29 protein-coding genes are annotated in these 25,189 nt (G+C 66.5%); 17 read left to right on the top strand and 12 right to left on the bottom strand.

The window, feature by feature from the left end; translation table 11 throughout:
- The first annotated feature begins 3 nt into the window (after positions 1-3).
- The 6 genes from DEJ33_RS06870 (at position 4) to DEJ33_RS06855 (ending at position 5,979) form a co-directional block, all read left to right on the top strand.
- A complete protein-coding gene (locus DEJ33_RS06870; RefSeq protein WP_146242551.1) occupies positions 4-600 on the top strand; it encodes a GNAT family N-acetyltransferase in 597 nt (198 codons plus the stop codon).
- A 916-nt stretch (positions 601-1,516) separates the two neighbouring features.
- Positions 1,517-2,869 (top strand): hypothetical protein, encoded by a 1,353-nt coding sequence (locus DEJ33_RS06865; protein WP_111194538.1) that lies wholly within the window; start codon positions 1,517-1,519, stop codon positions 2,867-2,869.
- On the top strand, positions 2,866-3,768 hold the full coding sequence (locus tag DEJ33_RS06860) for a DNA adenine methylase (RefSeq protein WP_220034456.1): 903 nt from the start codon (positions 2,866-2,868) through the stop codon (positions 3,766-3,768). Before DEJ33_RS06865 ends, DEJ33_RS06860 begins: the two co-directional genes overlap by 4 nt.
- A gap of 68 nt (positions 3,769-3,836) precedes the next feature.
- A complete protein-coding gene (locus DEJ33_RS16875) occupies positions 3,837-4,349 on the top strand; it encodes a hypothetical protein (protein WP_146242550.1) in 513 nt (170 codons plus the stop codon).
- A complete protein-coding gene (locus DEJ33_RS16870) occupies positions 4,337-4,519 on the top strand; it encodes a hypothetical protein (RefSeq protein WP_146242549.1) in 183 nt (60 codons plus the stop codon). Before DEJ33_RS16875 ends, DEJ33_RS16870 begins: the two co-directional genes overlap by 13 nt.
- 278 nt (positions 4,520-4,797) lie before the next feature.
- Positions 4,798-5,979, top strand: a complete 1,182-nt coding sequence (locus DEJ33_RS06855; RefSeq protein WP_220034459.1) for an IS30 family transposase — start codon at positions 4,798-4,800, stop codon at positions 5,977-5,979.
- 76 nt (positions 5,980-6,055) lie between these two features.
- Here DEJ33_RS06855 and DEJ33_RS06850 read toward each other — a convergent pair whose 3' ends face one another.
- Entirely contained in the window at positions 6,056-6,460 is a 405-nt protein-coding gene (locus DEJ33_RS06850; protein WP_111194537.1) for a hypothetical protein, read from the bottom strand.
- A gap of 81 nt (positions 6,461-6,541) precedes the next feature.
- Entirely contained in the window at positions 6,542-7,300 is a 759-nt protein-coding gene (locus DEJ33_RS06845; protein WP_220034455.1) for a TetR/AcrR family transcriptional regulator, read from the bottom strand.
- Between the two features lie 78 nt (positions 7,301-7,378).
- Here DEJ33_RS06845 and DEJ33_RS06840 point away from each other — a divergent pair, with 78 nt between their 5' ends.
- The 3 genes from DEJ33_RS06840 to DEJ33_RS16865 all read left to right on the top strand — a co-directional run bounded on the left by DEJ33_RS06840 (position 7,379) and on the right by DEJ33_RS16865 (position 10,063).
- A complete protein-coding gene (locus tag DEJ33_RS06840; protein WP_220034454.1) occupies positions 7,379-8,617 on the top strand; it encodes an MFS transporter in 1,239 nt (412 codons plus the stop codon).
- Positions 8,614-9,504, top strand: a complete 891-nt coding sequence (locus tag DEJ33_RS06835) for an alpha/beta fold hydrolase (protein WP_111194535.1) — start codon at positions 8,614-8,616, stop codon at positions 9,502-9,504. The genes DEJ33_RS06840 and DEJ33_RS06835 overlap by 4 nt, the downstream gene beginning before the upstream one ends.
- A gap of 229 nt (positions 9,505-9,733) precedes the next feature.
- Entirely contained in the window at positions 9,734-10,063 is a 330-nt protein-coding gene (locus DEJ33_RS16865; protein WP_146242548.1) for a hypothetical protein, read from the top strand.
- A 54-nt stretch (positions 10,064-10,117) separates the two neighbouring features.
- On the opposite strand, the gene DEJ33_RS06830 is transcribed toward DEJ33_RS16865, so the two are convergent.
- Positions 10,118-10,333, bottom strand: a complete 216-nt coding sequence (locus DEJ33_RS06830; protein ID WP_111194534.1) for a hypothetical protein — start codon at positions 10,331-10,333, stop codon at positions 10,118-10,120.
- A 166-nt stretch (positions 10,334-10,499) separates the two neighbouring features.
- Here DEJ33_RS06830 and DEJ33_RS06825 point away from each other — a divergent pair, with 166 nt between their 5' ends.
- Positions 10,500-10,997, top strand: coding sequence for a GNAT family N-acetyltransferase (locus tag DEJ33_RS06825; RefSeq protein WP_111194533.1), 498 nt, complete (start codon positions 10,500-10,502; stop codon positions 10,995-10,997).
- Positions 10,998-11,376: 379 nt separating this feature from the next.
- On the top strand, positions 11,377-11,901 hold the full coding sequence (locus DEJ33_RS06820) for a hypothetical protein (RefSeq protein ID WP_111194532.1): 525 nt from the start codon (positions 11,377-11,379) through the stop codon (positions 11,899-11,901).
- Here DEJ33_RS06820 and DEJ33_RS17565 read toward each other — a convergent pair.
- Positions 11,865-12,866: a helix-turn-helix transcriptional regulator gene (locus tag DEJ33_RS17565; RefSeq protein WP_258378110.1), complete on the bottom strand. Its 1,002-nt coding sequence runs from the start codon at positions 12,864-12,866 to the stop codon at positions 11,865-11,867. The genes DEJ33_RS06820 and DEJ33_RS17565 overlap by 37 nt on opposite strands.
- Positions 12,867-13,053: 187 nt before the next feature.
- On the bottom strand, positions 13,054-13,617 hold the full coding sequence (locus DEJ33_RS06810) for a TetR/AcrR family transcriptional regulator (RefSeq protein ID WP_111194531.1): 564 nt from the start codon (positions 13,615-13,617) through the stop codon (positions 13,054-13,056).
- A 91-nt stretch (positions 13,618-13,708) separates the two neighbouring features.
- Here DEJ33_RS06810 and DEJ33_RS06805 point away from each other — a divergent pair, with 91 nt between their 5' ends.
- Together DEJ33_RS06805 and DEJ33_RS06800 are read left to right on the top strand one after the other, a co-directional pair.
- Entirely contained in the window at positions 13,709-14,428 is a 720-nt protein-coding gene (locus DEJ33_RS06805; protein WP_111194530.1) for an SDR family NAD(P)-dependent oxidoreductase, read from the top strand.
- A gap of 136 nt (positions 14,429-14,564) precedes the next feature.
- A complete protein-coding gene (locus DEJ33_RS06800) occupies positions 14,565-15,206 on the top strand; it encodes a VanZ family protein (protein WP_258378108.1) in 642 nt (213 codons plus the stop codon).
- 27 nt (positions 15,207-15,233) lie between these two features.
- Here DEJ33_RS06800 and DEJ33_RS06795 read toward each other — a convergent pair whose 3' ends face one another.
- A complete protein-coding gene (locus DEJ33_RS06795; RefSeq protein ID WP_146242547.1) occupies positions 15,234-16,088 on the bottom strand; it encodes an SDR family NAD(P)-dependent oxidoreductase in 855 nt (284 codons plus the stop codon).
- 59 nt (positions 16,089-16,147) lie between these two features.
- On the opposite strand from DEJ33_RS06795, the gene DEJ33_RS06790 reads away from it, so the two are divergent.
- The gene (locus DEJ33_RS06790; RefSeq protein WP_111194528.1) at positions 16,148-16,783 is read left to right on the top strand and encodes a TetR family transcriptional regulator; all 636 of its coding nucleotides are present in this window, start codon (positions 16,148-16,150) and stop codon (positions 16,781-16,783) included.
- A gap of 351 nt (positions 16,784-17,134) precedes the next feature.
- Here DEJ33_RS06790 and DEJ33_RS06785 read toward each other — a convergent pair whose 3' ends face one another.
- The 3 genes from DEJ33_RS06785 to DEJ33_RS06775 are packed head-to-tail and all read right to left on the bottom strand — an operon-like array spanning position 17,135 to position 19,390.
- On the bottom strand, positions 17,135-17,908 hold the full coding sequence (locus DEJ33_RS06785) for an SDR family NAD(P)-dependent oxidoreductase (RefSeq protein WP_111194527.1): 774 nt from the start codon (positions 17,906-17,908) through the stop codon (positions 17,135-17,137).
- Complete coding sequence (locus tag DEJ33_RS06780) at positions 17,901-18,491, bottom strand: TetR/AcrR family transcriptional regulator (RefSeq protein ID WP_111194526.1); 591 nt, start codon at positions 18,489-18,491, stop codon at positions 17,901-17,903. Before DEJ33_RS06780 ends, DEJ33_RS06785 begins: the two co-directional genes overlap by 8 nt.
- 38 nt (positions 18,492-18,529) lie before the next feature.
- A complete protein-coding gene (locus DEJ33_RS06775; RefSeq protein ID WP_220034453.1) occupies positions 18,530-19,390 on the bottom strand; it encodes a CPBP family intramembrane glutamic endopeptidase in 861 nt (286 codons plus the stop codon).
- A 173-nt stretch (positions 19,391-19,563) separates the two neighbouring features.
- Here DEJ33_RS06775 and DEJ33_RS06770 point away from each other — a divergent pair, with 173 nt between their 5' ends.
- Entirely contained in the window at positions 19,564-20,718 is a 1,155-nt protein-coding gene (locus DEJ33_RS06770; RefSeq protein WP_111194524.1) for a sensor histidine kinase, read from the top strand.
- A 14-nt stretch (positions 20,719-20,732) separates the two neighbouring features.
- Entirely contained in the window at positions 20,733-21,389 is a 657-nt protein-coding gene (locus tag DEJ33_RS06765) for a response regulator transcription factor (RefSeq protein WP_258378105.1), read from the top strand.
- A 132-nt stretch (positions 21,390-21,521) separates the two neighbouring features.
- Here the strand turns inward: DEJ33_RS06765 and DEJ33_RS06760 are convergent, their stop codons facing one another.
- On the bottom strand, positions 21,522-22,100 hold the full coding sequence (locus tag DEJ33_RS06760) for a TetR/AcrR family transcriptional regulator (protein ID WP_220034452.1): 579 nt from the start codon (positions 22,098-22,100) through the stop codon (positions 21,522-21,524).
- Between the two features lie 108 nt (positions 22,101-22,208).
- On the opposite strand from DEJ33_RS06760, the gene DEJ33_RS06755 reads away from it, so the two are divergent.
- Positions 22,209-23,165 (top strand): NADP-dependent oxidoreductase, encoded by a 957-nt coding sequence (locus tag DEJ33_RS06755; RefSeq protein WP_220034451.1) that lies wholly within the window; start codon positions 22,209-22,211, stop codon positions 23,163-23,165.
- Positions 23,166-23,369: 204 nt separating this feature from the next.
- Here DEJ33_RS06755 and DEJ33_RS06750 read toward each other — a convergent pair whose 3' ends face one another.
- A complete protein-coding gene (locus DEJ33_RS06750; protein ID WP_220034450.1) occupies positions 23,370-24,329 on the bottom strand; it encodes an aldo/keto reductase in 960 nt (319 codons plus the stop codon).
- The gene (locus DEJ33_RS06745) at positions 24,326-25,042 is read right to left on the bottom strand and encodes a TetR/AcrR family transcriptional regulator (protein ID WP_111194521.1); all 717 of its coding nucleotides are present in this window, start codon (positions 25,040-25,042) and stop codon (positions 24,326-24,328) included. The genes DEJ33_RS06750 and DEJ33_RS06745 overlap by 4 nt, the downstream gene beginning before the upstream one ends.
- Between the last annotated feature and the right edge of the window lie 147 nt (positions 25,043-25,189).

The raw sequence follows: 25,189 nt of genomic DNA, 5'->3' as shown, positions 1-25,189 counted from the left end.
TTCGTGCACGACAGTGAAGCCGAACCGAGACCATTCCATCCTGATTTTGACCCCGAACTGGCCTCTTGGCTCGAGGACCTCCGGACGTTGCCGAAAGTCGTTTACAGTATTCGGCGGGCCGTCGCAAGTGTCGCTGATGCACGTCGGATGAAGGCGCTGCAGCTCATGTGCGAACCGATATCTGTGCAGTCGATCCAGGAGAACATCGCAACAATCTCGAGTCAACCTGTACTGTTCGCCGAGCTGAACGGCGTGCACGTTGGGCTTTGCGTCTCGCTCCTCCCCGTTGCTGCGACCGAACCGCTGTTCCTTCAAGTCGTAGGAGTGGTCGAAGCAGCCCGCAAACGAGGCATCGGTATTGCCCTCATGAAAGCTGCAGTCGACGAGGCCCCCGGCCGCACGGTCGCCTTTGCGACGCAGGACACCAACCGTGCTGCGCACGCGATGAACCAACGACTCGCCACGATCATCGATGGCGATCTTCGGGCAGTGCCCCTCGGTACTTATCGGGACAAGGCTCTCGGGATACGACGCGGCCTCGGGTATCGTGCTTGGTCGATTGACCGATCGGCGCCTTCGCCAGAAAGTAGCAAGGGCTAGCGGATGTCGGCAAGGGCCGAGAAGACTCCAGCCGATTGCCGACGCTGGCCGCCTGGCACCAGAAGGGATTGAAGCCGTTTCGCCTCGGTACGGCGGGCTGCATCCCCTAGGGTCCAGGTACCGTCGAACGCTGGCTGGACCCTCGGGCGTCAGTAGCTACTCCTGCGATGGCGAATCCCGATATCCGTCACCCAATGGCCCGCTGAGACGGCGCACGACCGACCTGGTGGTAAGTGCCGACTACTGGTCCTAGCCACCCCTGGGACACCGGCTTCAACGCCGCCATGTCAGCAACTACACGATCGCCGTCAACTGCGTCGTCCGTTGGCCGATCGTCAAAGAGCCCGACGTCAGCCGAACGCCTCCACACGTTTTAGTCTGCCACGCAGCATGTCATCTGTTGAGTTCTGGTTTTGGCTGTCCGTTGTACGTGACGAAGGAGGTGAACATGAGCAGGAACAGGGTCCCCAACCCGAACGGCGGTTGGGACGTGCGAGGCGGCGGAAACCGCGCCTCGGCCCACACCGACCCCAGGCTGCGACAATCGACCGCGCACGGCAGATCATCGGCAACTAGGGAGGCGGAAAACTTTCCATCCACCGCCGCCAGGACCGGGTGCGAGCGAAGGACACCATCGCGCCGGGTGATGACCCGCGCAACGTGAAGGGTTGACCCGAGCATCCCTTCAGCAGCGCCCGACCATCAACCGGCGGTCCGGCCCCGCTTCGTTCCGCCGCTCCCCGAGGGGCGCAAGCCACGTCGAGCGCACCAGACGGAGCACCCCTTAGCCGGTCGTTCATGGCGCGACAGCAGAAACCAAGGCCCATGACGCCGACACCCAGACTGCTTGCTCGTACCCGCCTCGGGAAACCGATAGGGTCAGCCGAAACTGACGATGCATCAAGGGGGATGAGTAATGCCGCGTCTGACCGACATCTCGGTGAGCGATTTACTGCTGGACCAGAAAAACGCTCGGATCGGCGACGAGCAGCCGACCCAGCAGTCGACGATCCACGCACTCGCTAGTCAGCAAGGGCGCCGCCTGGTCAAGCTTGCCGAGAACATCGTCACGAACGGGCTCGATCCGGCTCAGCTCTTCACCGTGGTGGCCACCAGCGACAAGAAGCGCGGGTATATCGTTCTCGAGGGTAACCGACGCACTCTCGCTCTGAAAGCGCTCGAGACTCCCACAATTGTGCAGTCGGCACTGCAACCAGGAGATTTCAAGAAGCTCCTGACGCTGGCCGATCGTTTTACCGGCAGCCCCATTGAGACCGTTCGGTGCATCCTCTACGACCCCTCCGAGCAATCCACGGCAGTGGACTTCGTCATGAGCCGACATGGAGGGGCACAAGAGGGCGTGGGTCTCGTCGAGTGGGACTCCGACGAAAAAGACCGATTCAGGGTGCGACACGGAGTCAGCGCGGTACGCGCCTACTCGGGCCAGGTGCTCGACTTCATCGACGAGCTTGACGGCAGCAGCGACACAAAGGCGCGTATCAGTACCACTCTGCAACGCATACTGAAGTCACGACCCGTACAACAAGCGCTCGGCTTAGAGGTATCCGGCGGCGAACTGGTCACCAGATACCCCGTCGACGAGGTCGCGAAGGGCCTTCGGAAGGTCGTCGACGACCTTCGCTCCCAGCGGGTAAAAGTCCCGCAGGTTTATGACGACGCGCTGCGCCAAAAATACATTGGGACGTTCAGCGCTGCTGACCTACCGGACCCGAAGACGAAACTAACGGAGCCCACGCGGCTGACTGACCTGCCGAAGGGAACCGCTACGCCCGTCACCACCAAGCCCAAGAGGTCGAAGACCAAGCTAAAGCCACCGCGTACTTCCGTGGCAACGAGTGATGCGAAAATCAATCCTTCGCCACAGCGCATCAATACCGTCTACAACGAGCTGGTTCAGCTCAACGCTGACACCTACCCGAACGCCGGCTCGGTGCTGTTCCGGGTATTCGTCGAGCTCTCCGTTGATGACTACGTCACTCGTCACACACTCATGACCGAGGAGGAGCGTCGTAACAACCCACTTGCGAAGCGCCTGAAGGCCGCGAACGACCACCTGCGCGACGCCGGCACGATCGCCCCCGGCCTCCACAAGGCGGTTGAGCAAGTCGCAAACAGTAAGCACGGGCTGGCGGCCGGCTTGACTACGCTGAACCAGTACGTGCACAACAGCTACTCGTTCCCCAAACCAAGCGAGCTCCGCACCTCCTGGGACGAGTTGCAACCATTCCTGGAAGCGATCTGGAAGTGACTCAACTCTCCCGATACCCCTCTCCCCTGCGCTACCCGGGGGGCAAGGGCAAGATCGCGAACTACGTCAAGCTGCTCATGATCGAGAACGAACTGACCGGCCGCGACTACGTAGAGCCATATGCCGGCGGCGCATCCGTCGCACTCTCGCTCCTCTACGAGGGCTACGCCGACCGTGCGTTCATCAACGACCTCAACCCGGGCATCCACGCCTTCTGGAAAAGCGCACTCACCCAGACCGACGAACTCTGCATGCTGATCGACGCCACTCCAGTGACGATGGAGACCTGGCATCGACAACGAGAGGTGATCAGTTCTCCAGGCGCCGACGGACTCGACCTCGGCTTCGCAACCTTCTTTCTCAACCGAACCAACCGTTCGGGCATCATCGGCGGCGGCGTGATTGGCGGACTCGATCAGACCGGGCCCTGGAAGATCGATGCACGCTACAACAAGCCGGGCCTCATCCAGCGCATCCAAAAGCTCGGACGCCACCGAAACCGCGTGAACCTGTCCAACGCTGATGCCGTCGACTACGTCGCGTCATGGAACGACGCAACGCTCGACCCAGCGTTCCTCTACCTGGACCCGCCGTACTTCGAAAAGGGTGAGGGGCTGTATGACAACTTCTACGACGCGGCGGACCACGCGCAGATCGCCGCGTCCGTTGCAGACCTAGCACACCCATGGATCGTGTCATACGACGCACGCCCCGAAATCACCGCGCTTTACCCAGACGCGGCGCAGATCCGTTACGGACTGTCCTATTCGGCTGCGAGCACCCGAGCAACAGGATCCGAAATCATGTTCTTCTCGGAGGGGCTCACCGTCCCGGGGCGGCTGCCTAGCGGTGTCCCCACGCACGAAGTCGACGCCGCTAAACGCCGGCGCTTCGCATGAGTAACGATCCGTGCCGCTCAGACGAGACTGGTCAGCCCCTAGAGCCTCAGACAAACGATGCCCTCAAGGTGCCCGGCACTGACGACGAGGCTGGCGTCGACAAGCCCAAGCGCCGGGAGCGACGCGGAGTGTGGTGGATCGCCAGCGCGGGAGCGGTGGGGCTGGTTGTGGGCGGCATCGGACGCGGGTTCCTCCCACCTTTCGTGCTCGATGAACCCTTCTGGCGAAGTTTCTGGTCCGGTCCACCGGCAGCTGGCCTGTTCGCTGTGTGTGCTGCTGTGGTCGCCTTCTTCCCGGCCTACAGATCCACACGAGTCGCTCGCGAGAGCGCGGCGCGTGACCAGTGGTGGAAACGTGCCGAGTGGGCGCTCACGATGGCCGGGTCAGACAAGCAGGTAGACCGAGAGGTTGCCCTCGACGCGTTCCTGGCGCTGCTGTCAGACGCTACGCAGACAGAGGCAGCAATGATCAAACGGACGCTGACGAACCTCCAGCAGGGCGGTGCTGGCGCGGAGGCCGTAGACACTGCATCGTCAACGGCGGACAATGAGTGGAAGAGGTGGTGGCCATGGCGAAGCTGAAGAAGAACACCCTGAGCGGACTGCAACGGCGTATCGCCGCCGGTCAGGCAGAGCCGATCAGCGCTCACGAGCGAGCGCAACTCGAGGCTATCCGGCGCCTGTATGAACAGCGCTTCGGGCCAGACACAGCAGCTGCCTCGACGAAGAAGGCGACTCGCGAGCGGACCTAGCAGGAGCAGCCCTGCACTAGCGGATGTCACACGATCGGCTTACGGACGCCCTGACGCTGATCGGTGCCGGCGAACACGAACGGGTAGTCGTAGAGCCATGACCACCGCTAGCATCCCCCGATGAGGCCAGCGGGTAGCAAGCTGTCTCGATAGCCGGTCGTTCATCGACCGTCAAAGCTCATCGCGGTGCCTCGATCACCGGTGACGCGGTTCGTCTCACTTGATGATCTTGGGTTCAACTGGTCGTTGCAACACCACCGTGAATCGGAGTGCTGCAGATGGGATCGAGGCTGGAACACCGCGCTCGGGAGGCGCGGTTTTGGGAGCTATTGAGACAGGGCCTCGGACGGACGGCGGCCTGTGATGCTGTCGGCGTGGACCGACGTCAGGGATACCGATGGGTCAAAGCAGCCGGCGGACGGAATCCGTTCGCGCACAAGCCCCGCTCGGACCGGTACCTGAGTCTGGAAGAGCGGCTGCAGATCGCGGACCTACTGCTCAGCGGCGCGAGCGTGCGTGCGATCGCGAAAGTACTCGGTCGGGCACCGTCGACTATCAGTCGTGAGCTGACGAGGAACGCCGCGGCTGGCGGCAGCTACCGCCCCTACGCCGCTGAGAAGCAGTGCCGCGTCCGAGCGCGACGACCCAAGCCGCGGAAGCTTGACCGGCTGGAGCTTGCTCTGCAGGTCGAGCTGCGGTTAGTGCGGAACTGGTCCCCGGAGCAGATCCGTGATGACCTGACACGGTCCTTCCCGAACCGGTCGGAGATGCACGTGTCGCACGAGACGATCTACCAGTCCCTGTTCGTCCAGGGCCGCGGTCACCTGCGCGCTGACCTCCACAAACACCTCCGCACCGGCCGCGCGATCCGTCGACATCGTGGTGAGCCGCGGCGGGCGTCGTGGTCGAAGATCCGCGACATGATCCTGATCAGTGAACGCCCCGCCGAGGCCGACGACCGGGCCGTTCCAGGTCACTGGGAAGGGGACCTGATCGTCGGGATCAACGCCAGGAGCGCGATCGGCACCCTCGTCGAACGCACCACCCGCTACGTGATGCTGCTGCACCTGCCGAACGGGCACAGCGCCGACGCCGTCCGCGACGCGATGATCCCCACCATCCAGACCCTGCCCGAGCATCTGCGTCGGTCGTTGACGTGGGATCAGGGCACGGAGCTTGCCCGACACAAGGACATCACCCTCGCCACTGACATCGCGATCTACTTCTGCGACCCGCACAAGCCCTGGCAGCGCGGCTCGAACGAGAACACCAACGGCCTGCTCCGCCAGTACTTCCCAAAGTCCACCGACCTCACCGTGCACAGTCCGGAACGGCTCCTCGAAGTCGCTGCTGAACTCAACGGACGACCCCGCAAAACCCTCGGCTATCGCACCCCGGCAGAAGCGTTCCAGCAGCTACTGTCAGACCCGAAACAACCGCCCGTTGCGACAACCCCTTGAAACCGCCGATCGTCTGCCGGACGCTTGCTCCGCCTCGACTCGGACGCCTTGACGGAAAAGTGAGACACAGGGGCCTTTATGGCGTGTGGCCGCCGTCACTGGGGTTGAGGAGGACCCCACCGTTGAACTGCAGCGCCACGGCAAGGCCGACTCCAGACGTGACGAGAACCGCAACAGCTGCTATTGCCCACCTCCCGCGTCGCTCGTCTCGTTCGCGCGGCGCAATCGATCGCAGAATGCCGAGTCCGAGCAGGTGTGCGAGCACAAGCGGTACTACGCCGAACATCACGAAAAGACCGTCGGTCGAGGTGTCGCCCGGAGGTGCTTTGGCTGACTCCGTCACCTGCTCCATGGAAGCCAGAGCGAGCCAGATCCAGGCGCCGCACATGATCGGCGCACCCAGCACAGTGAGCGACCAGAACGCGACCACTCTGGCCTCGCGTTGCCGGCCACTGAGCCGTGTTCCCACCGCGTCGTCCATCCCCTGATGCTAGGTCTCCGCCCGGTTGCGGGTCTGGTCCTCGTCAGGTTAGCCGGGAGTGCTGTGTCGTAAGCCGATCCTTCACCGGGCGGCTGGGGGGTATTTGAGCAGTCCGCCGTCTTCCTTGGCAGGGAGCGAGCGGTCGTTGCGAGGAGGGTCGAGATCAAATCGTGTCTCGGACATCTGCTCGGTCGGCGCAGTATCGGACGTATGTCGAGCTTGCGAGGGGTGTTCTGAGAGAGTGTTGCTGGTGAGCCCGCTCATCGCTGCGGTGACCGCGACGCGAGCTACCGATCCCAGCCGCTCGGTGCTCAGGCCTGTCCGGCTGAGGACGGCCAGGGACTGGTTGACGGCCGCCAGCTGCAGCGCGATGTCGTCTGCCGTCGAAGCGGCGACGCCAGCGGCGAGCAGCGCCGTCGCTATCCGCTTCTGCTGCAGCCCGAGGAGTGCGTCCGCTTGGGCCGCCGCGCTCGGTGGGAGGGTCGGACTGGTGATCACCGACTGTGCGATCAGGCATCCACGCGGCACGGCAGGGTCCGCGATCCGCTCGAGCGTGACCTCGAAAAACGACGTCAGAGCCGCCCGTACGTCCCTGCCCTGCGATACGAGGGCCTGCTCGTACCGGTCGCCGTACCTGGACCCGTACCGTGCGAGGGCCCGCTGGAACAGTGACGCCTTGTCGCCGAAGGCGTTGTAGAACGAGCTCCGTCCCACGCCCATGGCCGCGCCCAGGGTGTCGAGGGACGCGTCCGCGTAGCCGCGTTCCCAGAAGACGAGCATCGCGGCTTCTTCGGCCGCGTCGGCGTCGAACGCTTTCTTCCCCGTCATCTGCGCCTCCACCCAATACGTCCACGGCTCCTGCCGGCACCGCCCATCCTATGTTGAACTGACCGGTACAAGATGACTAAGGTTGCGGCTGTGCCCATCGAATCGATCTCTGTCGACGCTCTGCCCTCGAGCAGCGGTCGTTCCCGCGCGGGCGCTGTTGGGGCGGTCGCCGTCTTCGCCGTCATCATGCTCGGGGGAGCGCTTCCGATCCCGCTGTACACGGTGTGGGCGCCATTGCTCCGATTCGGACCGCTGACCACGACGGTGATCTTCGTCGCCTACGTGGTAGGCGTCGTGGCCTCACTCGTCCTCCTTGGACCGGTGTCCGACCGGTCGGGTCGTCGCCCCGTCCTCGGCATCGCCATCGGTGTCGCAGCGCTCAGCACGGTGCTCTTCGCCGTGGCCACTGACGTGCCCCTTCTACTGGCGGGTCGATTGCTCAGCGGCGTGGCCACCGGTATTGCGACGTCGACAGCCACTGCCGCGATCGGCGAGCTGCTGGTGTCGAAACGGCTTGCTTCCGCGGTCTCGACGGCATCGAACCTCGGCGGCATCGGACTCGGCACGATCATCGGCGGCGTCTTCGGCCAGAGCGTCCCGGACCCGACCCGGAGCGTGTTCTGGGTCTACCTCATCGCCCTCGGCCTCGTGGCGGTGGTCCTCTGGCGGGTGCCCGAGACGGTCACCCGTCGTGCGCCGGTGTCGTTCTCGCCCCGGCGGCCCGTCCTCGCCGCCGGCGTAGGGCGGAGGAGCTTCATCGGAGCCGCGCTGATCGTTGCCGCCGCGTTCGGGGTGAACGGGTTCTTTTCCTCGTTGGCGCCGACGTTCCTCCGCGACCAGCTCCACGTCCACAACCTGACGCTCTCCGGCCTGGCCGTGGGCCTGCTGTTCGCCGCTGCGCTGGCCGCGCAGCTCCTCGCCCCGGCTGCCGTCCTCCGCAGTCCCGTTCCGGGCGCGGCCGTCCTCCTCGGCGGCGTCATCGTGCTCCTGGCGGGGTTGCGCTCGGCTTCCCTCGCGGCGTTCCTCGCCGCGACGATCATCGCCGGCGCAGGTGTCGGCCTGACCTTCCGCCGCGGCCTTGTCGTGACCGACAGATTCGCCGACCCAGACCACCGCGCCGACCTCGGCGCGACCTACTTCCTCATCGCCTACCTGGGCCTCATCGCACCGACGCTCACCCTCGGCGCTCTCGACCAGGTCGCCGGTCAGACAGTCTCCACGCTGATCCTGGCCGCCATCGTCTCCGCCACCGCGATCACCGGGCTTGTCCTGACCGGTGTCCGACCCGTACCGACCCCCACCACCGAAGAACAGGGAGCAGCACGATGACCACATCGACCCCCACCAGCAGTCCGGATGCCACGAGCTTCGCCGACGAGTACCGCCACGTCGACGGCATCCGCCTCCACGCGCTCGTCGGCGGCAACCCGGCCGGCAAGACCGTGGTTCTGCTGGCCGGGTTCCCGCAGGACGCCCGAGCCTGGCTCCGGACCGCCGCCTACCTCGCGCAGCACTACCGGCTCGTCATCCCCGAAATCCCCGGACAAGGGCGATCCGATCGGCCCGCGGACGGCTACGACACCCAGACGATGGCGACGCGTGTCCACGGCCTCCTCCACCAGCTCGGCGTCAGCCGGTACGCGCTCGTCGCGCACGACGTCGGCGCGTGGACCGCTTTCCCCTATGCCCTCCTCCACGGCGACGAGATCGAATGTCTCGCCCTCCTCGACGCCGGCATCCCCGGGATCACCCTGCCCGAATCCGTCCCGCTCGACCCCGAACGGGCGTGGAAGACGTGGCACTTCGCCTTCCACCAGGTGCCCGACCTCCCCGAGGTCCTCCTGCAGGGACACGAACGCGACTACATCGCGTGGTTCCTCCGGAACAAGACCCACCACCCGGACACGTTCTCGGACGCCGAGATCGACGCGTACGCCGATTCCTTCGCCGCTGCGGGAGGCGTCCGGGCGGGACTGGCCTACTACCGGGAAGCCGCTCGCTCGGCGGAGCAGAACCGTGCGCTGCTGGAGACGAGACGCTTCACGATGCCCGTCGTCGGTGTGAGCGCTCAGTTCGGGAGCATCGCCGACATGGCAGCACCCGTCCGTCCGTACGCCGACGACGCCCGGAACGTCGTCGTCCCGGACTCGGGGCACTTCATCCCGGACGAGCAACCCGAACTCCTCGCCGACGCCCTCCGGGAGTTCATCGGGTGAACTCCGCGCCGCTCGCCGGTCGACGCCACGATGCCAGCCGACCCGGGCGGAACTTGAACCCTCTTCCGGCGTGACCCTGCCCGACGCACCTCACTCGCGCGAAGGCCGATGGCGGCCGATAGCCGATCGCCTACCGGTCACGCGCGTCGTCACTCGTGGTCGTCGTCGACGGGTGCCTTGGCGTCCGTTGATCGACCACTCAAGGCCAGGGTGTGCTTGGCTCGATTCCGTGACAGAAGCAGCCAGAGGATCCGCGTTTGTCGGCGTTGCACTGCGGGACGTGCCGAGTGTCGTGCGGGTCGCGGTAGCCAAGATTCCGCGTGCCTCGATCACTGAACTTGATGACGAACACGCCAGGATCACGCAACGGTCTGGCGTGCTGATTCCGCGCGTCGAGGTCATCTTGCTGGCGTTTCGTCGTACGCCGGAGGGCGGCTCAGAAGTTGCGATCGTCAGCGCTAGACGGGTTGGCCGCTCCGCGCCGGACCCGGTCCTGTCCGACTTTGAGCGGTCCCTACTGACATCGATCCGCGTGACAGCAAAAGAAACTGCGCGTTAGGCGTCCGGTAGCCGATCGGCTAATGAGCCAACCGACGCTTGCAGGCCGGTGCCATCAGTAGCCGCGGCGATAGAGCGCTTGGAAGACGAACACCCACGCAATCAGAACGATTAGCCCGATCCCACCGACCCACTTCTCGGTCGTGCCGCCGGCAACTAAGGCCCAGGCGCACAACAAGCCCAGGAGGCCACTGCCAACCGCGATTGGGATGCGGTAGGTCGTCGTCCACGTCTTCGGAGTAGGGCGAGCTGCGTCGTCGCGGTCGGTCATGACGCGAGCGTAAGTGTCATCCGGGGGTGGCGGAACGAGAGCAACCAAGGGATGCGGTGTCACGCCATGGCAGGAGCATCACGAAGGGGATCGGCTACCGGAACAGGGCGCCGGCTGTCAGGAGCTCTTCGACTCATCCCGCGGCGTCGATCGGTACGGTCAGGATATGGGAGAGCGTGATTCAGCTACCACCGTGATCCGGCTGGCGAGCGTTGATGACGCGGCGAGCATCGCCCGCCTGCACGCCGCTTCCTGGCGCGAAACCTATGGGCGGTTCGTGAACGGCCCAGACACCAGCCCCTGGTTCGACGTCGACCGGCGCGTCGGCATGTGGTCATCGAACCTGGAAGACCAGACCTTCACAACGGTGGTCGCCATCGCAGAGGTGGGCATGATCGGGTTCGCCGCTGTCCAGACCACCGCGGAAGAACCGGCCGTCGTCCGGCCCGAGGAGCTGAGCATGCTCTACGTGCTTGAGCACGCGCACGGGAGCGGAACAGGTCAAGCGCTACTGGACGCTGTGCTCGGCCAACGGCCGGCGTCGCTGTGGGTCGCGGCTGACAATCCGCGCGCTCACTCGTTCTACCGACGAAACGGCTTCATCGCCGACGGTGCCGCCTCCAGTTTCGGCCCGATCGGAACAACGGTGCGACTCGTCCGCTGACCGATCGCTATCGGACGCGGTCGTCCGCGGCCTCGACGCAGCGCTCCAGGAGTGCGATCGCACGCCGGACGTCGTGTCCTCGTTTCCAAGCGGCTTCTCTCGCTGGGCTTTTGACACGTCTACGTTGACGGGAACGAGCAGGTTTGGGGGCTCGATGGCTTCGAATGGTGACTGCACTGATCTGAGCCGAATCGGCCGGGCTACCTAGCCGCGCTCGATCGTTGCCTCGTCGACCGCGCGAGCGAGCACGCTGAGCGTAGCGAGCTGCTCGAGCGCGACCTGCTCCGTGGTTGGATGGCACCCTCCCCAGGGTGGGGATCCTCCGGATCACACCCTGGGATGGTGTCGAGCAGGTGTGCCCGGCCAGCATCCTCGGGGCATGACAACGACGCTCTGGATCCTCGACATCACACTCATCGCCCTGGTACTGCTGCAGATCCGACGGAGACGCCTCACCGTGGTGCAGGTCCTCCTTCCGATGGCGCTCGTGCTCTGGGCTGCTGTCGCATTCGTGCACTCCGTCCCGCTCGGCGGTCACAACGCGTTGGTGCTCGGTGCGCTCGTCCTCACGGGCGCGCTGCTCGGAGCGACGATCGGTCTCACGACCCAGATGTCGAGGACGGACGGCAGGCTCACGACAAAGGCCGGCGTCGTTGCTGCAGCGCTCTGGATCGCCGGCATGGGAGCGCGACTGGCGTTCCAGCTCTGGGCCACCGGGAGCGGTCGCCTGGACCTCGGGCGCTTCGACTTCGAGCACGGCATCAGCAACGACGTCTGGCCGGCGGCCCTGGTGCTGATGGCGGGCGCCACGGTGTTGCTCCGGGTCGGCGTGATCCTGGCGCGTGCTCGCCGGCTCGGAACGATCCGTCAGTCGTCGGCAGTGGAGGGTGAAGTGAGAGCGTGACCGGAAGCGTCGCGCGACGTGGTGCCGAGCACGAGCGCGATGGCCTGCGCCCTGTCCCTGGCTGCCAACTTCGCGAACAACGAGTTGATGTGTCCCTTGACCGTCGCGACCGTGATCGACAAGGAGCCCGCGATCTCGTCGTTCGAGTGGCCCCGGCAGATCAGCGCGAGTACCTCGGCTTCTCGCGGGGTCAGCCCGGGGAACCGGGTCCGCAACGTCGTCGGCAGCAACAAGCGATCGACGGACGCCTGCATGCGCGCCAGGTCCGCCGCGTACTTGCGGTCGAGGCCCGAAAACCTGTTCTCGACCTCGAGCGCGTTCCTGCGACGAGCGCGACCAGCAAGCGACGCGATGCCGATGGTCAAGGCCGTCACCCCCACCGACACAGGCTCGTGTGCACCAGCGGCGAAACCGATGACCGCCGACGAGGCCGCGAGTGCGGGCCAGCCCCAGACCGACCAGCGCCCTGACGATGTCCTGCCGAGCACGATGACGAGGCTGCCCGCAGCCGGGTACAGGCTGATCCCGTACGTCGCTCCGGCAGCAAGCGCCGAGCCGATGACCATCACCGTCAGGAGTCCGACATCGCCCGGGGAACGATCCCGCACCCTGGCCAACACGCGGACGATCCACGCCACGCCAGCCGAACTCGCGCACACCACTGCCCAGGACGGAGCACCCAGCGTGTGCCAACCGATCGTCACGGAGACAGCGAGGCTGGAAATGGCAAGCGCGAGTTGCATCGACGCCCCGGGCTGCTTCACGAGTACCAGTGTGCCCTGCCGACGACGAACCCCAGGGCCGCTGTTCGTCCCACCGAGGTCGTCGACGATTCCCCGCGGTGCAGGCGTCCGCAAGACTGCGGGCCGAACCAGGCGTCTGTGAGCCTGCGCGCAACCGGATGAAGAGCAGCGCTGCTCACGCCGTCCCGTCAACCGGTGGGCCAGCGGCCGCGCATACTCCAAGCCGGCGGCGTTCCGATCGGGCAACGCCTGCCGGACGTGGAGCCAGAGGCGGAGAGGACCGAACGCGCGCCTACTGCGCCGGCCCGCCCGTTGCTACTGTCCGCCTGACGGTCGGCCAGCGGACGCCAAAGAGCTCATCTGCGATGCGTCGCGCTGTGCAAAGACGAGTTCGCTCGCCGCTGGAGCGTCAGGCAGGCGGGCCGGGGGCGACCGTCACGTCGAGTGAATCGAACCAGCTGTCAGTGACGGCACTGATCTGATCCGCGGTGAGGTCAGCGAGGGCGGAGAGATTCAAGAAATGTCGGGCGATGGTGATGCCCAGGATGCTTGCGGTGACCAGCGCAGCCCGGGCCTCAGCGTCGGCGCCGGGCAGGCTCTTCGCCAGGTTCGTTGCCCGTTCGTTCAGGTAGTCGCTCATCACGGCCGCGGCTTCCGGAGATGTGAGCATGGAACGCATCAGTGCCCGCGTGGCCGGGGGCAGCTCTCGCAGGCGAACCTCGAGCACTTCCGCCAGGTGCGCGGGAACGTCATCACTGCGCAGGTCGGCGGCCGGCCGCACGGCCAGGGCGAACAAGGCCTGCTTCGAGCCGTAGTGCTGGAGGACGAGCGACGGGTCGACTTCGGCCCGCTTGGCGATGCCGCGTATGGAGGCGCCGTCGGCGCCGTGTGCCCCGAATTCAGCCTGGGCGGCCTCAAGTATCCGTGCCGCGGTTGCAGCCCGCTTCTCTGCACGACTCAGGCGATTTTCCACGAATTCACTCTACAGTCGTTGAGCGAGGTGTACGCTCGCTCAACAAGCGGTGAGTGAAGTAACTCGCGGCAATGACCAAGGGGGTAACCGCATGCACTCCGGAGTTGCAACGAGCACAACCCACCCGAAAGTTCTCGTGGTCGGGGCGTCGCGAGGACTCGGGGAAGCGATCGTGGAGGCATACGTCGCCCGCGGAGCCCACGTCGTCGGGACGGTGCGCTCAAGTGGCACGTCGCCGCTGCATGACTTCGTCCGCCGGATCGATGGCCGGGTCGAAATCGAACATGTCGACATCACCGTCGAGCAGCAGATTACTTCGCTGCGGAGCAGGCTTGACGGCCGGGTGTTCGACCTGCTGTTCGTCGTCGCCGGGATCTCGCTCGCGGCTCAAGATGCTGTCGGAGCGGACATCGACTCCGCCGCCTTCGGTCGGATGATGGAAACAAACGTCCTCGGGGTGATGCGCACGGTGGAGGTACTGCAGGACCTGGTCGATCCGGGCGGGACGATCGCCGTCATGTCTTCGGGGCAGGGCAGCGTCGCAGGCAACACGACCGGCGGCTTCGAGGTGTACCGGGCGACGAAGTCGGCCCTGAACCAGATGTTCCGGAGCTACGCAGTCCGACATGCCAGGGGCGGGCGGGCGCTGCTGTTGATGGCTCCCGGCTGGGTGAAAACCAGCCTCGGTGGCCCGAACGCGATGCTGGAGATCAGCGACAGCATCCCGCCGCTCATCGACACGGTCGACGCGCAGCACGGGGCACCAGGCCTGCGGTACCTCGACCGGCACGGAAAGACGGTCGCCTGGTGATGCCCATCGGTCCGGAAGAGCACTCGGCTGTTGCAGCAATCGACCGCGCTTTTCAAGGTCAGTCACCGGGATCGCTCCACCCCGGTCTCGTCCTGAACGCTCACGGCGGCGCGGACCGGCGGTTGGTCAATGTCGGTTGGACCGGAACGCGCACGTCCTTGGTTGCGGCACCGTGCCGCTTCAGGTCACGGACGAGAGGAAACACGAAATGTTCGGAGCGGTACCGGTGCTGCCGGTGGTCATCCCGCTGAGCGTCGCGCTCTTCGTGGTGCTGATCGCGGTCCTGCGCGCACGACGTCGGCTGACGCTGCCGCGCGCGGCGGTCGCGGCAGCCCTAACGGTGTACGCCGGCGGCATCCTGGCCAACACCGTGTTCCCGATATACCTCGACTCGCCCCCGAGTGAAGGGCCGTGGATCCCACCGGTCAACTTCACACCGGTCGTCGGTTACGAGTGGCAGGACGCGGTGGTGAACATGCTGGTGTTCCTACCGCTCGGGATACTCGTGCCGCTGCTGACCCGTCGTCCGACGTGGTGGCGGGTCGTGGCGATGGTCGCCGGCATCAGCCTCGCGATCGAGCTGGCTCAGTTCGTCACCGCAGGTCTCGCCGCGGGCGGCCACATCGCGGACGTTAACGACTGGTTCTGCAACACCGCGGGCGGCACCGTCGGATTCGGACTGCTCACCGTGCTGACCAAACTCCCCGTCACCGCGCAGCTCATCGGCCCCTTCCGCTGGCACGGGCCGTCCCACTCTGAACCGCGACCGGATGTCTGAGATATGACCTTGCTGCCCGTCGTCGTGTCAACCCAGTTGCTCGACCAAGCTCAAACTCGCGTCCCATGAACGCAAGGCGTTCTCGGTGTTGATCGTCGCTGGGAGTGAGATCGTCTGAGCGTGATTGTCGTACATCCCGCCGGCCCTTCCCAGGTCCATCGATCGCGATGCGAGGTGGTCGACCGCCGGGCAGACATCGCTTGCGAAGCGGTTCGAGATGCTGCCGAAGAGCCGCAGCGGGAGTGCTCGTTGACGGAGCAACTCGGACTCGATGAGTCCGGGGTGGAACACTGCGGCGCTGATCCCGTCCTCGGTCTCCGAGACGTGACGTGCCATGAGCAGCTTCCAGGCCAGTGATTGCGTCAGCAAGGTCGCGGCGGAGGCGGTCGGATCCACACCGTCGACGGCGAAGCCCTTGAGACGGCGGATCAGTGCTGGCGCTGCACCGACCGTCAAGACCCGGGCTTCGGGAGCTTCATGGAGAAGTGGCAGCGCCGCGCGCGTCAGGAGGAAGTGCGTCAGGTAGTTCGTCCCGAAGCTGCGGGAGATCCCTGGTTGTAACTCCCCGCGCTCGCCGATCGATCCGGTGGCGTTCACCAGCACATCGAGCCGTCCTTCGGTTCCCCCCAGGTCGTCCGTGAGTCGGGTCACCGATGCTGAAGATGTCAGGTCGACGATGCGTAGGTCGACATCGGCCCCGGGCACTGCTTCCTGGACGGCACGTACTGCGCTGCGCCCCCGATCGACACTGCGGGAGAGCAGCACCGTGCGCGCGCCGAGACGAGCGAGCCCTTTCGAGACAGCGAGCCCGACGCCGGACGAGCCACCTGAGATGAGGACGGTCTTGCCCTCCATACGCTCTGTTTCCATGACGACCTCCATCGACGGCACGGTGTGCCATCAGGCACGATAGCACTCAGTGTCGTCGCTAGGCTCTTCGTATGCCACGCTGGGAACCAAACGCTCGAGAGCGCCTCAGGGCTGCCGCACTCGAGCTCTTCGGGTCGCACGGCTTCGACGGCGTCACGGTGGAGGAGATCGCCCGCCGAGCAGGGCTGAGCCGCAGGTCGTTCTTCCGCTACTTCAGTGACAAGCGTGAAGTGCTGTTCGCGGGGGAGGACGGCCTGGGCACAGCCGTGGCGTCCGCGATCGCCGCGATGCCGGAACCAGGACCCGGGGCCGGAAGCCGTGTCGTTTTCTCAGTCTTGAGCGAGGTCGGTGAGTTTCTCACCGTCGATCGAGTAGCGCAGCGCCGGAGAAGGACCGTCATCCAGTCGAGCTCGGACCTGCAGGAGCGCGAGCGCGCGAAGCTCGCTTCCGCCGCCGCCACGATCGGGTCCGCGCTGGTGCACCGGGGAGTGGTGGACGGCACATTCCTCGGAGCGCTTGCCGTCGAACTCTTCCGCGAAGCATACGAACAAGCTCTCGACGACGATGCTGCAACACCGTTCGCCGACCGACTGGCGTCCGTGCGAAAGGACGCCCGCCGGTTCCTCGATGCGGCCGACCGTGAAACAGCCTCGGATCTGTCCGCTCGTCAGTCCTCGACTGCAGAAGGCGACGCTCTCAAAGGCTGACATCCGCTGAACACTGAGGGTCGGCCACGGCGATCGTCCCGCCGCGAATCGGGCCCTGACACTGCTCGGCTGGGCCGACGTTCTGCATGACGCCGGGAGTTCCGGGCGCCACGCGGTCGGGTCCCGTGCTGCGCCAGCCGGTCGCGATTCGCCTCTGGGTCACTTGTGGCCGCGCTCTTCGTGCTCGCTTCCGGGGCCCGGCCGCCCAACGCAAAGACGTCGTGCACCATGACAAGCGATTGACCGACCAGCAGGCGGGGATGGTGCCACTCAGCAGCTCCAGAGCCACGCAGGCGGAAATCGTCACCATGGCGGTCTGCTTCTGCTCCTGCTGCTGCCAACCCGGCCGCGTCAGTGGGGCCAAGGAGCCGTTCCTCCGTCGACGCCGAGCGTCATCCCGCTGACGTAGCTAGACCGATCGCTCAGGAGCCAAGCAGCAGCCTCCGCGATCTCTGTGGGTTGCCCGACACGACCGAGTGCGGCAAGTGAACCGAGATGTTCGATGATTCCAGGGACTCGCTGTTCCCAGCCCGTCATCATGTCGGTCATCGTCGCGCCAGGTGCGATGGCATTCACGCGGACGCCCTCGCGCCCGTATTCAGCGGCGGCCGCCCTGCTCATCGCGATGACCGCGGCTTTCGTGGCGCCGTACACGCTCTGTTCGGGGGCGCCGAATGTGCCGCCGATGCTGCTCACGTTCACGATCGATCCGCCGTTCGCTCCCGGAGCGGTCATGGCTCGGAGTTCGGCGCGCATCGCGGCCCAGACTCCCTTAAAGTTCACGTCGACGACGGCGTCGAACACGTCGTCCTGAACCTCTGCCAGCCGGCCGCCGCCCTGGCTCCGGCCCGCGTTGTTGAGGGCGCCGTCGATGCCGCCCCATCGGGAGACTGCGGCATCGATCGCGCGCTGCAGGTCGTCAGGAACAGTGGTGTCAGCCTGCACGACGATAACGTCGCCGCCGTCCTCCCTGATGGTGTCCGCGACCCGTTCCAGTTCGGGGAGACGTCGAGCGGTGAGGAGCAGGCGCGCTCCTTCTCGCGCGAAGAGCCGCGCGGAGTGTTCCCCGATGCCAGCCGAAGCGCCGGTGATGAGGATGGTCTTGTCAACGAGGAGATCAGTCATGTGTCGTGCCTTCCTTGAGGTCCTTGTTGATGAGTCGAGCGATCACGGCGTCGCGGACCGTCGAGGACACGAGCGGATTGTCGGGGTTCTCCGGCGCGGCCGCGACCATGTGCGCCACGCCGCGGAGCGCCGCCCGCAGGGCCGCGTCGGCGAGGCGGGCTGAAATGCCATCCGCGAGTACCCCGTCCCGTTCGAGGCGGTCGAAGCCGGAACGGAGCAGCGCTGCGCTCCGTTCGAGGTTCGGGGACTGCGGTCCGGCGACGGGATACATCGCCGGGTACAACCCCGGATGCGTCCGTGCGAACGCGACGTGTGCGTCCCACCCCGCAGCGATCGCCGTGGCCGGCTCCAACTCGTCCAGCACACCCGCGTCCTTCTGCGCGATGTACTCGTCGAAGGCACGGTCGACAACCGCATTGATGAGCCCGGCACGGTCGCCGTAGTGGTGGTACAGGGTCGGGGCCTGCACGCCGACGGCGGCGCACACCGCCCTCGTCGACACCGCCTCAACCCCGTCGGTGACCGCTATCGCGAGCGCGGCCCGGAGCAGTTGCTCCCGGATGGTTTCCTTGTTCTGTAACATCGTTACAGAGTGTAGCGCTGCTATAGGCTGCTTGTGATTCAGCTTCGTGACCTCGTGGGCGGTGCAGTTTGGTCGTCCATCTCGGTGGGTCGCTGGCGAGCGGCGGCCGTCAGCATCGGGACGGCGATGGCGAGGCTGACGATGACCGGGACGAGTGACGCTTCGAGGCCGAAGGTCCCTCCGGTCAGGAGTCCATCGCCGTGGACGGTGGTGATGAAGAGGCCCGCGTCGCGGTGCCCGGAGACGGGGATGCCGAGCAGTCCCTCGATGACGTTCCAGGCGAAGTGGATGCCGATGACGAACCAGAGGCTGCGTCGCCAGAGGAACGCGGCACCGAGGAGCACGCCGGCTTCGACCGCGATGGCGAGCGAGGTCCACAGTGTCGCGCCGGGGTTCATGATGTGCAGCGCACCGAAGAGCGCCGCCGTCACGGTGAGGGCGATCCATCGGCCACGCTCGCGACCGCCGAGTCGTTCGATCCCCTGGAACAGCAGTCCGCGGAAGGTCAGTTCCTCGATGACCGCGGCGCTGGCGTTCACGGCGATGGCGAGCATGAGGGTCTTGCCGACGTCGCGGGGCGCCCAGTCGATGCTGTACCCGCCAGCGACGAGGACGATGCCGTAGGAGACGATGACGAAGGCGGCGCCGATCCCGAGGCCGGTGAGCGCTTCTCGCGAAGCCGTCCGGAGTGCGAGCTCGGGGATGCGTCGCCGGGCGATCACGCGCATCGTCAGCACGTAGAACGCGGACCCGGCTGCCATGCCGATGAGCGCCATCAGCGCCATGCCGATCGGGCCCGACTCGGCACCGATCGCCGTGAAGACGGCGGAGGTGAGGACCACGAGGACGGTCCCGATGATCATCCAGGTGACCGGGAACGTCCGGAGTCGGTTGATCACTCCGCGACGATGCGGCGCAGTCGGAGTGGAAGTGTTCGTCATGGTCGTCCTCTTTCTCAGGGTGCGGCGACAACTGCCTGGAGACGACGCTAGGAACCGGCGAGGTGTCCACGAGTCCCCCGAAGGTCGACAGTGTTCCCTGCACGAGACCGGGCGGCACTAGCGTCGCTCTCATGCGATTCGGCAGCAGGACCTCGGGATGGAGTGAGGCACCGGTCACGGTGCGCGACGCCATCGGGGCGATCGCACTCCTCGCGGCCGCCCTGCTGCCGCTCGGCATCCCCGGACTGGAGCTCGGGGAACTGCACCGCAGCCCACCGGCGTGGGCCGCACCGGTGCTCGCCGTGGCGCAGACGCTGCCCCTGACCTTCCGCCGCGTCCGTCCGGCGTTCGTGCTGCTGGTCGTCGCCGCCACGTTCGCGACCGCGCAACTCTCCGGTGTCGACTCCGGTCCAGCAGGGCTCGGCGTGCTCGTCGCCCTGTACTCGACGAGCGCGTACCACGAGCCCCGTCGTGCGATCGTCGCCGTCTCGACGGTTGCCGGGTACGTCCTCCTCGCGCTCGCGCTCGAGGGCTCGGGATCGCCGGAACGCCTGGTGGACTGGGTCACCTTCAGCCTGGTCCTCACGGTGCCGTGGACCGCCGGCCTGCTCGTCCGTCACCGGCTCACCGAGCAGGACGCCCGCGAGGCTGCGGCTGCCCAGGAAGCTGTCCGCCGGGCGAAGGACGCTCTCGCCCGGGACCTGCACGACGTCGTCACGCACCACATCACCGCCATGGTCGTGCAGTCGGAGTCCGCCGCCTACCTCGCTCCCGACGACGTCGCCGGCCGCGACGAGACATCCGAGGTCGTTGGCCGAACGGGCCGACAGGCGCTGCAGGAACTCCGATCGCTCCTCGGGGCCATGGAGCAGCCCGCGAAGCCCACACCCGCAGCCTCGCCCGTCCCTCCTGTCGGCGGCGACGTGCGCACGCTCGTCGAGCAGCTGGCTGCCACCGGGTACCCCGTGCAGTTCGCAGAACTCGGGGAACCCTCCGAGCCGTCGGCCCCCGTTGCCGCCACGCTGCACCGCGTCAGCCAAGAGGCCCTGACGAACGCGATGAAACACGCACCTGGTCAACCGGTGACGGTCACGACCACGCACACCGCGGACACGATCCGATTGCTCATCGAGAACAGGATCGACGGCGGAACGGCCGCTCGTCCGGGGCGGGGCCTGAGCGGCATGGCCGAGCGGGTGGCGCTCGTCGGCGGCACCCTCGAGACCGGACTCGTCGATCGACTCTTCCGCGTGGCCGCCGTGCTCCCCCGCGGAACAGCACGGTGACCGTGGGAGGCCTCGTGCGGGTCGCACTCGTCGACGACCAGCTCCTGGTGCGGGACGGCTTCGCCCGGATCATCCGAGCGCAAGCCGACATGGAGGTCGTCGGGCTGGGAGCGAACGGCCGCGACGCGATCGACCTCGTTCGCTCCGCCCGCCCGGACGTCTTGGTCATCGACATCCGGATGCCGGTCCTGGACGGGATCTCCGCCATCCGGGAGATCATGTCCTTCGTCGAGGCCGACGCACTCCAGCCGAGAATCCTCGTCGTCACGACCTTCAACCTCGACGAGTACGTCTTCGAGGCACTCCGTGCAGGAGCAAGCGGGTTCCTCCTCAAGGACTCGACGCCCCGCCGGTTGCTCGACGCGATCCGCACGCTCGCGTCCGGCGAAGCGATCGTGGACCCGACCGTCACGCGAGACCTCATCGGAGCATTTGCAGGTCGGATCAAACCAGTACCGACCGAACCACCCGGCCGGGAACTCCTCACCCCCCGCGAACAGGAAGTCCTGCGGTTGCTGGCCCAGGGCATGTCGAACGCCGAGATAGCAGCAGCGATGTTCGTCACACGGGAGACGGCGAAGACCTACGTCTCCCGCATACTGCTCAAGCTCGGCCTCCGTGACCGTGTACAGGCCGTCGTGTACGCATACCGGAACGGAATCGCCGAGTGAGTGCTTTGTATGGGGCCAAAAGGCAAGGCAGATCCCCAGCTCGGTTCTGAGTTCTCGGTATGCGTATGCACGACTCCAACGCGCCAGTGCCATCGGCCGCTACTTCACTACGGGTGACGTGCAGCCGAGCGGTCATTCGGGCCGTTCGGACTGCAACATCGCCGCAAGCTGCTGCAGCTCTGCGAACGTGTCATCGAGTTCGTGGTGCAGGTCGGTCAACCCGGGCGTCCAGCGTCCGATCGCGGTGTTGAACGTGTCCATCCCGACCCGGGCGCAGAGCAGTGCTTCGTGTTCGGAGATTCCGCGGGCGACCAGGCCGGCCGCTACCAGGTCGACCAGTGCTGCGGCCTTGGCGTGCTCGCGTTCGAGGAGTGCGGGGGCGGACCGGATGATCGGCGCCCGCAGCTCTGCCAGTGGCCGGTTCCGCTCGATGAGCGGCACGACGTCATGGAACGCGTATCGCAATGCCGGCAGCGCCGGCAAGTCTCTCGGTGCCGCGGCGAGGGCCACCTCGGTGACTTCGCGGAGTTCGTCCTCGGAGGCGAACAACACCTCCCGCTTGTCAGGAAAGTGCCGGAAGTACGTGCGCTCGGTGACGCCTGCTTGCGCCGCAATCTGCGCCGTTGTCGCACCGTCGAAACCACGCTCGGCGAACAGCTCGAGCGCAGCGCGCTGGAGTCGCTCCCGCACGATCCTTCCGTCCCGAGGCATGCCCAGATGCTAACAGGTTGCGTCAGCGACTGACGGAACGTAAAGTCAGCCACTGACGATTCGTTGCGTCAGTGCCTGTCGCAACGCTGAACAGCCTGGGAGACTCCGATGACAGACACGATGCGCACCCTGCGGTTCCACGAGTACGGCGAGCCGGAGGCTGTCCTCCGGCTCGAGACGGCGCCGGTACCCGAGCCGGGGTCCGGCCGAATCCGCGTACGCGTACACGCAGCCGGACTCGCACCAGCAGACTGGGCGCTGTGCGGCGGTCTCTTCGCGGGTACCCTGCCGCGCGGCGTCGGCTGCGACGTCGCCGGCACCGTCGATGCCGTGGGCGACGGCGTCGAGGGCGTCTTCGTCGGCAACGTGGTGTTCGGCACCGCAGACTGGGCGAACTCACCGTCCGCGGGTGCGTCCGACTACGCGGTGATGAACCGTTGGTTCCCCGTCCCGAAGGGGCTCGACCTCGTGCAGGCCGCGGCGCTGCCGATGACCGTCGACACCGCCTACGCGCACCTGCGCTGGCTCGGACTCGAACCGGGCAAGACGATCCTTGTGCACGGCGCCGGGAGCACGATCGGGTTCGCGGCCGTGCAGATCGCGCTCCTCCGGGGCATGCACGTCATCGCGACCGCGGGCGAGACCTATGCACAGCAGCTGCGCGACCTCGGCGCCATCGTTACTTCGTACGGCGATGGCATGGTGGAGCGCATTGCGGAACTCGCGGACGGTCCGGTCGACGCCGCACTCGACACCGCACCGGTCGGCGGCTCGCTGCCCGACCTCATCCGCGTCGTGGGCGGCGACCCGAAGCGGGTCCTGACGATTTCCGACTTCGCCGCTGCCGTCGCGCTCGGCACCCGCTCATCCGCCACCGAGGACCTCACCGACCGCGTCGAGGCACTTCCCGAGTTCGCCGCACTCGCCGCCGAAGGGCGCTTCCGGGTGCCGGTCGCCGCAACGTTCCTCCTCGAGGACTGGCAGAGCGTCCTCACGATCAGCCGCAGCGGCAACGCCCGCGGCAAGCTCGTCCTCCTGCCCAGGGACGCGGGCGTCGCGTCCTGAGTCTCGCCGATGCCCTCGAGCGACACATACCGCGTCGCTCGAGGGCATCGGAGGGAATCGGCGGGAATCGGCGGGAATCGAGTCTCCAGCCGCTCGTGTCTCCCGCCCGATAGCCGGTCGTCAACCGAACGGGGAGAGCGTCGCTGGACGGTACCCGTCGAGGATCGGCTCCCGAACGTGCGTACGGTGCTCAGCGTGATCAACTCAGGCTTTCGGTCGGCGGAGTGCGTCGAGCATCCGCGTCGGCATCTCCGGCAGCGCAGCGGATGATTCGTCCTCCAGGGCCGTAAGCCGACCCGCCTCAGCATCTGTCAGTTCGCCAGCGATGGCCGTGGCGCGGAGGTTGTCGTCGAGATGGTCGACGGAGCGCGTTCCCGGGATCGGGACGATGACCGCCGAGCGACGGAGCAGCCATGCGAGTGCGATGGCCGCCTCAGACACCCCGAGGCGACGAGCTGGTTCCGCGAGGGCGGGGAGCCCTGTCAGACCGCCCGTGGCGAGCGGGAAGTACGGTACGAACGCGATGCCATGCTGTTCACAGGTGTCCAGGACCTCGATGCCGGAGCGGTCGATGAGGTTGTAGCGGTTCTGGACAGCAGCGATCGGCGTCAACTGCAGTGCCTGCGCGAGCAGGTCGTTCGTCGCTCCGGAGACGCCGATGCGGTCGATCTTGCCCTCGTCGCGGAGGTCGATCAGGACGCCGAGGCTGTCCTCGAGTGGGACCCCCGCTCCGATGGAGCCGGCGCGGTCGGTGCTGTCGCCCCAGAGGCGGAGGTACGTGAGCGGACTCCGCTCGGTACGGAGGTCGAGCAGGGCGTCCTCGACCTGGGACCGGATCGATTCCGGCCGACTGTCGGTCAGCCACTCACCGTGCGGGCCACGTGTCGCCCCGACCTTGTTCCCGATCACGATGTCGTCGCCGAGCGGCGCGAGCGCGCGGCCGATGAGCTGGTTGACCGTGCGGGGACCGTAGGCGTTGGCGGTGTCGAAGAACCGCACACCCCGCTCGACAGCGTGCTGGAGGAGGGCGATGGCGGCGTTCGGGTCATCCGGCAGCCCGATGACGCCGGCGCCGGCCAGCTGCATGGCGCCGTAGCCCATCCTCGGCACGGTGACCCCGCCGAGGTCGAAGGTCGTGTTCGTCGGTGGGAAGTTCATGGTCATGCTGGGTGTGCTTCCTGTGCGGTGGAAGTGATCTCCGCGATGTGGTGGAGCCACTGGGTGAAGAGAGCTGCCTCGGCCGGTGTGAACTGCGCGTCGCGTGCGGCGACCTCGTCAATCAGGAACTGAGCTGCTCCGGCTGGCGTCGTCGTCGACGTCGCCGCTGTCGGCGCGGGCGGGGGGCTGCCGGTGAGTGCGGCCACGAGCGCAGCCCGCGTCGCGATGGCCGCCGGATCACTAGTCGGGCGCCGCAGGCGGTTCAGCTGCGACACGCACCCCACGGCCATGCCCGTCGTCATGGTGACGGCGGTGTCAACGTCGATGCGGAGCACCCCCGCGTCGTCCATGCGCTGCAGGCCAACGCGCAGGAGCTCGTCGGCAGTCGCGGCCGCGCCGCTGGTCCGGCCGGGCGCGTACATGAGGGCGTACAGGACCGGGTTGGCCACGCCGAACTCGACGTGTAGCTCCCACCCGGCAACGAAGTCAGCGATGAGGTCCCCGGAACGCACCATGCCCCTCTTCCGCTCGATGTACTCCCCGAAAACCTGCTCGACGACCACGTCCAGCAGGCCCTCCTTCGTCCCGAAGTGGTGGTACAGCGTCGGAGCTGCGACCCCCGCCGCCTCGTAGAGGTCACGCGTGCTCGGCTCGAGCTCCGGCTGCGCCGTCAGGAGTGTGCGCGCAGCGTTGAGGAGCTTCGTCCGTCCGGAGACCATGTACCAACGATACACCTTTTGACCCTTTTGCATACCGCTGATACATAAGGGATCCCGGATGCCGTCGAGACCCGTCCCTTCAGCCTGTCGTCCACCGGCCGGCGGTGGTCCGCCGGCCGGCTGAGCGTCGTTGCGTCCCAGATAGTT

It is taken from the genome of Curtobacterium sp. MCPF17_047 (assembly GCF_003234045.1).
Taxonomy (GTDB): Bacteria; Actinomycetota; Actinomycetes; order Actinomycetales; family Microbacteriaceae; genus Curtobacterium.
This window is presented reverse-complemented; position numbering and strand designations above follow the sequence as displayed.

Coding starts and splice junctions, on each gene's coding strand:
- DEJ33_RS06795 (WP_146242547.1), bottom strand. CDS start 16,088: ATGGAGGTCGTCATGGAAACAGAGCGTATGGAGGGCAAGACCGTCCTC.
- DEJ33_RS06830 (WP_111194534.1), bottom strand. CDS start 10,333: ATGACCGACCGCGACGACGCAGCTCGCCCTACTCCGAAGACGTGGACG.
- DEJ33_RS06850 (WP_111194537.1), bottom strand. CDS start 6,460: ATGGACGACGCGGTGGGAACACGGCTCAGTGGCCGGCAACGCGAGGCC.
- DEJ33_RS06790 (WP_111194528.1), top strand. CDS start 16,148: ATGCCACGCTGGGAACCAAACGCTCGAGAGCGCCTCAGGGCTGCCGCA.
- DEJ33_RS06745 (WP_111194521.1), bottom strand. CDS start 25,042: ATGGTCTCCGGACGGACGAAGCTCCTCAACGCTGCGCGCACACTCCTG.
- DEJ33_RS06750 (WP_220034450.1), bottom strand. CDS start 24,329: ATGACCATGAACTTCCCACCGACGAACACGACCTTCGACCTCGGCGGG.
- DEJ33_RS06805 (WP_111194530.1), top strand. CDS start 13,709: ATGCACTCCGGAGTTGCAACGAGCACAACCCACCCGAAAGTTCTCGTG.
- DEJ33_RS06820 (WP_111194532.1), top strand. CDS start 11,377: ATGACAACGACGCTCTGGATCCTCGACATCACACTCATCGCCCTGGTA.
- DEJ33_RS06835 (WP_111194535.1), top strand. CDS start 8,614: ATGACCACATCGACCCCCACCAGCAGTCCGGATGCCACGAGCTTCGCC.
- DEJ33_RS06760 (WP_220034452.1), bottom strand. CDS start 22,100: ATGCCTCGGGACGGAAGGATCGTGCGGGAGCGACTCCAGCGCGCTGCG.
- DEJ33_RS06780 (WP_111194526.1), bottom strand. CDS start 18,491: ATGTTACAGAACAAGGAAACCATCCGGGAGCAACTGCTCCGGGCCGCG.
- DEJ33_RS06855 (WP_220034459.1), top strand. CDS start 4,798: ATGGGATCGAGGCTGGAACACCGCGCTCGGGAGGCGCGGTTTTGGGAG.
- DEJ33_RS06785 (WP_111194527.1), bottom strand. CDS start 17,908: ATGACTGATCTCCTCGTTGACAAGACCATCCTCATCACCGGCGCTTCG.
- DEJ33_RS06770 (WP_111194524.1), top strand. CDS start 19,564: ATGCGATTCGGCAGCAGGACCTCGGGATGGAGTGAGGCACCGGTCACG.
- DEJ33_RS06755 (WP_220034451.1), top strand. CDS start 22,209: ATGACAGACACGATGCGCACCCTGCGGTTCCACGAGTACGGCGAGCCG.
- DEJ33_RS06825 (WP_111194533.1), top strand. CDS start 10,500: ATGGGAGAGCGTGATTCAGCTACCACCGTGATCCGGCTGGCGAGCGTT.
- DEJ33_RS16870 (WP_146242549.1), top strand. CDS start 4,337: ATGGCGAAGCTGAAGAAGAACACCCTGAGCGGACTGCAACGGCGTATC.
- DEJ33_RS06865 (WP_111194538.1), top strand. CDS start 1,517: ATGCCGCGTCTGACCGACATCTCGGTGAGCGATTTACTGCTGGACCAG.